This window comes from Aequitasia blattaphilus (assembly GCF_024721305.1).
Taxonomy (GTDB): domain Bacteria; phylum Bacillota; class Clostridia; order Lachnospirales; family Lachnospiraceae; genus Aequitasia; species Aequitasia blattaphila.
Genome location: NZ_JAMXOD010000041.1, coordinates 1 through 9,205, shown reverse-complemented (window position 1 = coordinate 9,205; position 9,205 = coordinate 1). Strand labels below are relative to the sequence as shown.

Genomic DNA, 9,205 nt, shown 5'->3' with positions numbered 1-9,205 from the left:
TGTCCAAATGTGTAAAGGGGAGTGGCAACTACCAAAAACAGAAACGACGAGTTGCCCTTTGCCATGAGAAAACAAAGAATCAAAGAAAAGACTATCAACATAAGTTGAGTCTGGAACTGGCAAGGGAATATGATGTAGTCTGTGTAGAAGACTTAAACATGAAAAGCATGAGTAGGAGCCTCCATCTGGGAAAAGGGGTGATGGATAATGGATTTGGGAACTTCTGTAATCTCTTGGAATATAAACTGAGAGACAGGGGAAAGAAGCTCTTAAAAATCAATCGCTATTATCCTTCCAGTAAAACCTGTAGTAAATGCGGAAAAATAAAGAGGGAACTTTCCTTAGCAGAGAGAAGCTATCGATGTGAATGTGGGAATCAGTTAGACAGAGATGTAAATGCTGCAATCAATATCCGGGAAGAAGGAAAAAGAATGCTAAGTGCATGACTGTACGAAAATAAAAGAATACAAACCGTAGGGCATACGGGGATAGCCTGCAGATACTTATTCCATTAGGAATATTGAACAGGAAGCCCCCACTTCAGAATGATAGCATTCAAGTGGTGGGAGCATGTCACAGAGTTTTTGGCAGTTTTTTACACAAATGCATGTGCCGGTATTCTTATGGACTGGGTGAAAGACAAATTTCGGCAAGACAAGAAAGTGATATTAGATGATATGCTGCTAATCTGTAAGGTATCTATGCCCCAGGTGATGCTTGCAAGAGTCGAGAAACATACTTAGTCACATAAGGAGAGTCGTCTCTTGAGCAGCACCTGGAATCCTGGTACCCAGATTATTTCTTTTCTTCTTCGCGAGCCATAAACTCACCGCCAAGTGTTACGTAGCTATCGGTATCATAGTACTCAGACTGGGTAGGCAAGTCTTTGTTTTCCAGCTTCTGATTGACGATCATCTGCACAATATAGTAGATGACAGAAAATGTAGGAACACCAATCAGCATTCCAGCAAATCCAAATAATCCTCCTCCTAATAAAATAGAAAAGATTACCCAGAAAGCAGGAAGACCTGTGGAATTTCCCAGAATCTTAGGACCAATAATATTTCCATCGATTTGCTGCAGCACAATAATGAAAAGGATAAAGTACAGCCCCATCTTAGGATCTTGCAGGATAATTAAGAAGGCACTTGGAACTGCACCGATAAAGGGTCCAAAGAATGGAATGATATTCGTTACACCAATAATGACACTAACCAGCATGGCATAAGGAAAATTAAATAAACTGGTTACAGCAAAACAAATCACTCCAATAATTGCAGAATCGATGATTTTGCCAATAATAAACCCGCCAAAAATCTCATTGCTTTTCTTGGTAATAAGCAAAATTTTATTTGCAGTCAAAGGTTTGGTAAAAGCGTAGAGTGCTTTCTTAGACTGGGCAATAAATGTTTCTTTACTAAAGAGAAGATAGATGGAGATAATCACACCAATCATAACATTGAGCACAGTATTAATCGCAACAATTACACCCTCTGTTAATCCACTCATCACAATATTTGTCTGTTTTAGTAAATCAGATACCAGCCATTGCTCAAAGGCTTCGGTAGCTTGAGTAACTAAATTCTTAAGCATAAGATTGGTGGTAGTATCCTTTAATTCTATTGTATTCAACTTATCAAGCAACAAATTAATTTCACCTGGCATAGAAATTATTAAGTTTCTTATACTTCGATAAAGTTCTGGCAATACCATGTTGCACAGTCCGTATATCAGGAGTGCAGCTATAATGAGAGAGATAAAGATAGAAGCACCTCGAATAAGATTCTGTGCTTTTTCTTTCTTCTTGACCTTCTTTAACTGATCTTTAGATATCTTCAATAGTATGTTTTCAATTACTTTCATCATAGGATTCAGCAAGTAAGCAAATACAATACCATAAAGAATCGGTGACAATATTTTTATGACTTTTAATAATACTCCCGACAAACTTGTTAGCCTTAAAAGTGCAAAATACAAGATAATACTGATTGCAATTACAAAAAAGTAAATTTTAACAGTATTCCAGGTTTGTTTAAACTTGTTTGATTCCTTATTGACAAATCGTGGTTTTTTATCAGTATATACACTCTCAGGAGATTCTTTTTTATTTTCCATATTGGGCTTCACTTTTATTCCTTCCAATTATTTGATTTAGCACCATTTACCATTATAAAGAAAAGATGCTATTATTTCAACACAAGGATAATGTTTAGTTGCTAAACAATATTGACATACAAATCACAAAGTGGTATATTGACTAAGGATGGGAGGGATGCAGATGCAATGCGATGTCATCCATAAATTTATTTGTGTTATGGACGCAATGAATAGAGAACGAAAAACGCCAAAAAATTATGGCACTGGAGACATTCTTTACGAGGCTGAGGTAAAAATGTTAGAAGCGATTTGCTTACAACCTGGAATCAATGCAACCACTCTTGCAACCCAAATGGATGTAACAAGAGGTGCGATAACTCAGATGATGACCCGGTTGGAGACAAAGGGATATATAAAGCACTACCATAAAGGATGTAATAAAAAGGAAAAATACTATAAGCTAACCAATCATGGAGAAAAGATAAGGGAGGCATATAATGAACACCATAAACATGCAAATGAAAAGGTGTGTGAATATCTTTCCGGTTTGGATCCAGAGACAAGAAAAATAATTATTCGGTTTTTAGACCAAATAGAGAACCTACCAATAACGGAGTTTGAATGTGGTGGTGCCTGCCATCATGAAACAGGAGAAAACAAGGAGAAATAGGATGCTGGAGCTAAAAGATATATGCTATGAAGTTTATGATGAGGTATTAGATGGTGACAAGGAAATATTAAATCATGTGAACCTAACAGTGAAGGACAATGATTTTATGGTGATTACCGGACCAAATGGCGGTGGAAAATCAACGATTGCAAAGATGATTATGGGGATTATCCAACCGACAAAGGGAAAAATATTGTTTAATGGAGAAGACATTACGAACCTAAGCATCACAGAGCGTGCGAAGCTGGGAATAGGATTCGCATTTCAACAACCTGTGCGCTTTAAAGGACTGTTTGTATTTGACCTTCTTAAATTTGCAGCAGGAAGAGAGCTGAGTGTAGATGAGGCGTGTGTTTATCTTTCAGAGGTGGGACTCTGCGCCAAGGATTACGTAGACAGGGAAGTGAATGGCAGTCTGTCTGGTGGAGAACTTAAAAGAATTGAGATTGCAATGCTTATGGCAAGAAAGTCGTCACTTTCTGTTTTCGATGAACCAGAGGCGGGCATTGACTTGTGGAGCTTCAAAAATCTGGTGGAAGTATTTCAAAATCTAAGAAAAGAAACGTCAGGAAGCATTTTGATTATTTCACATCAGGAGAGAATTTTAGAAATAGCAGATACCATAGCCATTATATCAAATGGAGAGATTCGGGAGGTTGGCAGCAGGGATGAGATGCTTCCAAAGCTTATGGAGGATTCTATGGAATGCACCTGTTTAAAAAGGAGAGGTGAGAAGCATGAGTAATATAATTGATCAAGTGGCGGATAAAGTACTGGAAATTGTCTCGGGTTTAAAAGAAACACCAAAGGGAGCCTTTAATATAAGGGTGAATGGAAAAGGCGTAAAGAAATCCAGCAGCAAGAATATACAAATTGTATCAAAAAAAGATAAAGAGGGAATCGATATTATTGTTGCACCGGGAACAAAAGGTGAAACCGTACATATTCCAGTGGTATTGGATCATAGTGGAACGCAGGAACTGGTGTATAACGACTTTTATATCGGAGAAGGAAGCGATGTGTTAATTGTAGCAGGATGTGGAATTCATAATGATGGTTCCCATTTAACACAACATGATGGAATTCATAGCTTCTATCTTGATGAAAATGCAAGTGTAAAATACGTAGAAAAGCACTATGGAGAAGGAACAGGAGATGGTAAAAATGTCTTGAATCCTATCACAAATGTACATTTAAAAAAGGGAGCCTTTATGGAATTGGAAACCGTTCAGATTGAAGGAGTAGATTCAACGGACCGAGAGACGAATGCAACATTGGCAGAAGATTCTAAACTAGTCGTAAAAGAAAAGCTACTAACCAATGGAAAGCAGGAAGCTATCACAAGATTTAATGTAGATTTGGATGGAGAAAACTCTAGTGCCAATGTAATGAGCAGATCTGTTGCCAAGGGAGATTCCAAACAGTATTTCTATTCTGTAATTAATGGCAATAATAAATGTGCAGGTCATTCTGAATGTGATGCAATCATCATGGATAATGGTTTTGTAAAAGCAGTCCCTGATGTGACGGCAAACCATGTGGATGCTTCTCTTATTCATGAAGCGGCAATTGGAAAAATTGCAGGAGAACAGCTGATTAAATTGGAATCATTAGGTTTAAGTGAAGAAGAGGCTGAAGCAAGAATTGTAGAAGGATTTTTACGATAAACTAAAGTGATATGCAAAAAGTCGTTGTAAAAAGTGTGGTTATAACACAAAAAGTCGTTGTAAAAAGCGTGTATTAAAAGCGAAAACTCGTTGTAGTTTTCGCTTTTTAGTGTTATTATTGGGTTATCAAAGAGAATGGGGTGATTATATGTATCGCACAGCATTAGAACAATTAGAGAAATGGAAAAATAAAAAAGAGAAAAAACCCCTCATTATACGTGGAGCCAGACAAGTGGGTAAAACGTGGTTGATGAAGGCATTTGGAGAGAGTGCTTATAAGCAGTATGTCTATATAAATTTTGATAATAATCAGCAGATGCAGGAACTTTTTTCAGAAGACTTGAATGTGGAACGTTTGGTGACAGGGTTAGAAATATACTCTGGCCATAAGATTAATCCAGTGGAAACACTTCTCATTTTTGATGAAGTTCAGGAGGTCCCAAATGCATTGACGTCACTAAAGTATTTCAATGAAAACGCACCTCAATATCAAATTATTTGTGCTGCTTCTCTACTAGGGGTTGCCTTACACCAAGGAACTTCTTTTCCTGTTGGGAAAGTGGAATTTTTGGATTTGTATCCGCTATCCTTTGGGGAATTTATGTTGGCAATGGGAAAAAATCAATTTGTTGATCTGCTTAGACAAAGAGATTTCTCAATGGTGACAATCTTTAAACAAGAATATATTGATTTACTAAAGTATTATTACTATGTGGGAGGTATGCCGGAGGCTGTGTTGAATTTTTCGAAAAAGAGAGATTTTAATGAGGTGCGTGAAATTCAGCAAAGGATACTTATGGCGTATGAGCAAGATTTTTCAAAACATGCTCCACTGGAAATTGTTCCGAAGATACGCATGCTTTGGAATAGCATTCCTGCACAATTGGCGAAAGAGAATAAAAAATTTATCTATGGATTAGTTAAAGAAGGGGCACGAGCCAAAGAATATGAGATGGCGATACTTTGGTTGATTGATTGTGGGCTTGTACACAAGGTACATCGGGTAACCACTCCTCATTTGCCCCTGAAAGCATATGAAGATTTAAAAGCCTTTAAGTTGTTTGTAGCTGATGTAGGTTTACTTTCCTGCATGATTTGTCTGAATAAGAAGACATTGCTTGAGGGAAATGAACTATTTTCCGAATTTAAAGGAGCGCTTACAGAGCAATACGTTTTACAACAACTAAAGACAAAAGCAGATATCGGAACATACTATTGGACCAATAATCGAGGAAATGCAGAAATTGATTTTTTGCTAGATGATGGGGATAATATCATTCCATTGGAAGTAAAAGCGGAAGTTAATTTGCAGGCAAAGAGCCTGAAAACATATCGGGATAAATTCAATCCACCTATTTCTATAAGAGCCTCAATGGCGGACTATAAGAAAGAGGAAGGGATGATAAATGTACCTTTATATGGGCTGGAGATAATTTGATCTCCAGCATTATAAATCCGCAAGATTACTCCACTTGGGTATATCCATATGAGTCATAGTAATTTCATAGATATTCTTCGTATTCCCACTACGCATTGTATCTAAAATAGCTTGATGCTCTTTACAAGCCTCCTCCATACGCCGCTCATGAGAAAGAGAAAGGGCAGCAAGTCTCTTCATACGATATAGAAATCCGCCATAAACTGTTGTAAATTGGTTGTTCTCTAAATAATCTATAATTTCAGTATGAAACTGAAAGTCATATTTACAAAAGTCCTCAATCGATCTAGAGGAATTCATAATCTCACGCATCTTTTCCAGACAAAAACTTAGATTTTCAAATACAGTTTTGCTTCTTTCACTTTGATAGTCCTTGGCAATCTCCACGGTACAGAAACATTCAAGTGCAGAGCGAACTTGAAAGGTTTCAATGACATCTTGCTTTGTAAGCTGATGAAGCTGAAAGCCTTTGCTGGGAATAATATCAATATAACCTTCCTGTACAAGGTGATGAATTGCATCACGGAAAGGGGTTCTGGATATGCCGATTTCTTTTGCCAGCTTGGTTTCCGAATAAATCTCCCCATAATTTAATTTGTTGTGAACAATCATATTTTTCAGGTGTTCATAAGCCTGTTCGCTCAATGAAATCATATATAAATCTCTCTTTCCTAAGTGTAAAGCCATCATACAACATTTAGGCCCCAGGGGTCAATATGAACAAGAAATACGGGTCCTGACTGGGATTGTAGGAATTGTTAAGAAAATATCGATAAATATTTGTCAATTTAGAGAAAGTGCACAAAAATAAGACGAATTATCTGGCGAAAAGAGAGAAAAAAATTTTGAGGATTGACCGGTATACCGGTATGCAGTAAGATAAATCTAAGAAAAATAAACAGAAGGAACCATCAAAATAAAGAAAATGAAAAGGAGAAAAGATATGAAAGTAGGATTTATTGGACTTGGAATCATGGGAAGACCTATGGCAAAGAACTTACGAAAGGCTGGAGTAGAACTTATTGTCTCTGATTTAAATCAGGAAGCAGTAAACGAAGTGGTGGCAGCAGGAGGAAAGGCTGGATCTTATGCAGAGATTGGAAGTCAATGCAAGGTGATATTTACAATTGTTCCAAACGGAGACATTGTCAAAGAAATCTTGTTTGGAGCAGAGGGAGTCGCTTCTACCATAACAGCAGGAAGCATTGTTTGTGACATGAGTTCAGTGACACCGGTTGAGTCAAAGGAGTGCTTTGATAAGCTCAAAGAAATGGGAGTAGGGTTCGTAGATGCTCCTGTGTCTGGTGGAGAGCCAGGAGCAATCAATGGGACTTTGGCTATTATGGCAGGAGGAAAAGAAGAGGACTTTGAAGCTTTAAAAAAATACTTCGATATTTTAGGGTCTTCGGCACTATTAATTGGAGAGTCTGGAAGCGGAAGCGTTACAAAGCTTGCAAATCAGGTGATTGTAAACAATACAATTGCAGTGGTTTCGGAAGCATTTGTCTTGGCAGCAAAGGCAGGAGCAGACCCGGTTAAGGTGTATGAGGCGATTCGCGGAGGATTGGCGGGAAGTGCAGTCTTAGATGCAAAAATCCCACTCATTGTAAAACGCAACTTTCAACCAGGAGGTCCGATCCGTATTAATCACAAGGATATTAAAAATGTTGTTAATACAGCACATAGCATTGATGTTCCGATTCCTTACACAGCTCAGCTATTTGAGATCTTACAAACGATGAAAATACATGGACATATGGAAGATGATCACGGTGGAATCATTCAATACTTTGAGAAGCTGGCAGATGTAGAGGTAAAGGAGAAGGAGTAATGGCAATAAGTGCAGAGATTTTAAACCAATATAAAAAAATTGATACAGAGTATATTGATGAGCTTTTAAAAGAAGAAATCAGAATGAATGAGAAAAAGATTGTGGTGTTGGATGATGATCCTACTGGAGTTCAAACGGTTCATGATATATCTGTGTTTACGAACTGGAAAAAGGAAAGCATCAAAAAAGCTTTTATGGAAGAGCAGAAATTGTTTTACATTATGACGAATTCAAGAGGTATGACGGCAGAGCAAACAACAAAAACTCATCAGGAAATTGCTCAGGTGGTGGAAGAAGTAGCGAAAGAAATGGGTCAGGAATACATTTTTATCAGTCGAAGTGACTCCACACTTAGAGGACATTATCCATTGGAAACAGAGCTTTTAAAAAAGCAATATGAAGAATATACAGGGAAGCCTGTTGACGGAGAAATTTTATGCCCATTTTTTAAGGAAGGAGGACGCTTTACCATTGAGAATATCCATTATGTAAAATATGGAGACGAGCTGGTTCCGGCAAACGAAACGGAGTTCGCAAAAGATAAAACCTTCGGTTATCAAGGAGCTACTATGCCAGAATATGTGGAGGAAAAGACCCAAGGAAGATTTCGGAAAGAGGAAGTAGTTTGCATCACTCTTGAGGATATTCATGATGGGAACATTGATAAGATTGAAGGGCAGCTGATGGCGGTTTCAGAATTTCAAAAGGTTGTTGTGAATGCTGTGGATTATGAGGATATAAAAGTATTCTGTGTGGCACTGTATCGGGCAATGGCAAAGGGGAAGACCTTCCTGTTCCGCACCGCAGCAGCCATTGTAAAAGTAATGGGAGGAATTTCAGACCAACCTCTTCTCACAAGAGAGCAGATGGTTGTAAAAGAAAGTAAAAATGGTGGAATCATTGTAGTAGGTTCTCACACAGAGAAAACAACGAAGCAAGTAGAACATTTAAGAGAGCTAAAAGATCTGGTATTTATCGAACTGGATGCAACACTGGTAAAAAATGATGAGGCATTTAAGGAAGAAGTGGAACGCTGCCTGAAACTGGAAGAGGAGTGTATTCAGACAGGAAAAACCGTATGCTGCTATACCAGCCGCCGCCAGATTACTGCAGATACAGGAGATAAGGAAGACGAATTACTGCTTTCTGTAAAGATATCTGATGCAGTGCAATCTTTGGTAGGCAGGCTGCAGGTGGAGCCAAGTTTTATTATCGCCAAGGGTGGAATTACCTCCAGTGATGTTGGAACAAAAGCTTTAAGAGTAGAACAAGCCAATGTGCTAGGTCAAATTAAGCCTGGAATTCCAGTATGGCAGACAGGAAAGGAAAGTAAGTTTCCAACAATTCCATATGTGATTTTCCCGGGAAATGTAGGAGATGATACGACACTAAAGGAAGCAGTTGAAGTGTTTATGTAAAGGAAGGAAGAGAGGATGAGTTTATGGTTAACGGACTGAGTGGAGAGAGAATGTTATTAGGTCTTGCAATAGGAATTGTGGTAT

The 9,205-nt window shown here is 38.0% G+C and carries 10 protein-coding genes; 8 read left to right on the top strand and 2 right to left on the bottom strand.

Annotation, left to right across the window (positions count from 1 at the left end):
• A partial coding sequence (locus NHH15_RS15080) for an RNA-guided endonuclease InsQ/TnpB family protein (protein ID WP_262067476.1) occupies window positions 1-446 on the top strand: 446 nt, incomplete at its 5' end.
• A gap of 99 nt (window positions 447-545) precedes the next feature.
• Window positions 546-743, top strand: coding sequence for a TetR-like C-terminal domain-containing protein (locus tag NHH15_RS15075; RefSeq protein WP_262067475.1), 198 nt, complete (start codon window positions 546-548; stop codon window positions 741-743).
• A 52-nt stretch (window positions 744-795) separates the two neighbouring features.
• Here the strand turns inward: NHH15_RS15075 and NHH15_RS15070 are convergent, their stop codons facing one another.
• Window positions 796-2,115: an AI-2E family transporter gene (locus NHH15_RS15070; protein WP_262067474.1), complete on the bottom strand. Its 1,320-nt coding sequence runs from the start codon at window positions 2,113-2,115 to the stop codon at window positions 796-798.
• Between the two features lie 157 nt (window positions 2,116-2,272).
• Here NHH15_RS15070 and NHH15_RS15065 point away from each other — a divergent pair, with 157 nt between their 5' ends.
• The 4 genes from NHH15_RS15065 to NHH15_RS15050 all read left to right on the top strand — a co-directional run bounded on the left by NHH15_RS15065 (window position 2,273) and on the right by NHH15_RS15050 (window position 5,872).
• Window positions 2,273-2,767: a MarR family winged helix-turn-helix transcriptional regulator gene (locus NHH15_RS15065; RefSeq protein ID WP_262067473.1), complete on the top strand. Its 495-nt coding sequence runs from the start codon at window positions 2,273-2,275 to the stop codon at window positions 2,765-2,767.
• A 1-nt stretch (window position 2,768) separates the two neighbouring features.
• Window positions 2,769-3,512: an ABC transporter ATP-binding protein gene (locus NHH15_RS15060; RefSeq protein WP_262067472.1), complete on the top strand. Its 744-nt coding sequence runs from the start codon at window positions 2,769-2,771 to the stop codon at window positions 3,510-3,512.
• Window positions 3,505-4,434 carry a SufB/SufD family protein gene (locus NHH15_RS15055; protein ID WP_262067471.1) on the top strand — a complete coding sequence of 310 codons (930 nt, stop codon included), beginning with the start codon at window positions 3,505-3,507 and terminating at the stop codon, window positions 4,432-4,434. The genes NHH15_RS15060 and NHH15_RS15055 overlap by 8 nt, the downstream gene beginning before the upstream one ends.
• A 148-nt stretch (window positions 4,435-4,582) precedes the next feature.
• The gene (locus NHH15_RS15050) at window positions 4,583-5,872 is read left to right on the top strand and encodes an ATP-binding protein (RefSeq protein WP_262067470.1); all 1,290 of its coding nucleotides are present in this window, start codon (window positions 4,583-4,585) and stop codon (window positions 5,870-5,872) included.
• Window positions 5,873-5,881: 9 nt separating this feature from the next.
• Here the strand turns inward: NHH15_RS15050 and NHH15_RS15045 are convergent, their stop codons facing one another.
• A complete protein-coding gene (locus tag NHH15_RS15045; protein ID WP_262067469.1) occupies window positions 5,882-6,526 on the bottom strand; it encodes a GntR family transcriptional regulator in 645 nt (214 codons plus the stop codon).
• A gap of 271 nt (window positions 6,527-6,797) precedes the next feature.
• Between NHH15_RS15045 and garR the strand changes: the two genes are divergently transcribed.
• A complete protein-coding gene (gene garR, locus NHH15_RS15040) occupies window positions 6,798-7,703 on the top strand; it encodes a 2-hydroxy-3-oxopropionate reductase (RefSeq protein ID WP_416386590.1) in 906 nt (301 codons plus the stop codon).
• Entirely contained in the window at window positions 7,703-9,121 is a 1,419-nt protein-coding gene (locus NHH15_RS15035; protein ID WP_262067467.1) for a four-carbon acid sugar kinase family protein, read from the top strand. The genes garR and NHH15_RS15035 overlap by 1 nt, the downstream gene beginning before the upstream one ends.
• The last annotated feature ends 84 nt before the right edge of the window (window positions 9,122-9,205 follow it).

Coding starts and splice junctions, on each gene's coding strand:
- NHH15_RS15075 (WP_262067475.1), top strand. CDS start 546: ATGATAGCATTCAAGTGGTGGGAGCATGTCACAGAGTTTTTGGCAGTT.
- NHH15_RS15070 (WP_262067474.1), bottom strand. CDS start 2,115: ATGGAAAATAAAAAAGAATCTCCTGAGAGTGTATATACTGATAAAAAA.
- NHH15_RS15065 (WP_262067473.1), top strand. CDS start 2,273: ATGCAGATGCAATGCGATGTCATCCATAAATTTATTTGTGTTATGGAC.
- NHH15_RS15060 (WP_262067472.1), top strand. CDS start 2,769: ATGCTGGAGCTAAAAGATATATGCTATGAAGTTTATGATGAGGTATTA.
- NHH15_RS15055 (WP_262067471.1), top strand. CDS start 3,505: ATGAGTAATATAATTGATCAAGTGGCGGATAAAGTACTGGAAATTGTC.
- NHH15_RS15050 (WP_262067470.1), top strand. CDS start 4,583: ATGTATCGCACAGCATTAGAACAATTAGAGAAATGGAAAAATAAAAAA.
- NHH15_RS15045 (WP_262067469.1), bottom strand. CDS start 6,526: ATGATTTCATTGAGCGAACAGGCTTATGAACACCTGAAAAATATGATT.
- garR (WP_416386590.1), top strand. CDS start 6,798: ATGAAAAGGAGAAAAGATATGAAAGTAGGATTTATTGGACTTGGAATC.
- NHH15_RS15035 (WP_262067467.1), top strand. CDS start 7,703: ATGGCAATAAGTGCAGAGATTTTAAACCAATATAAAAAAATTGATACA.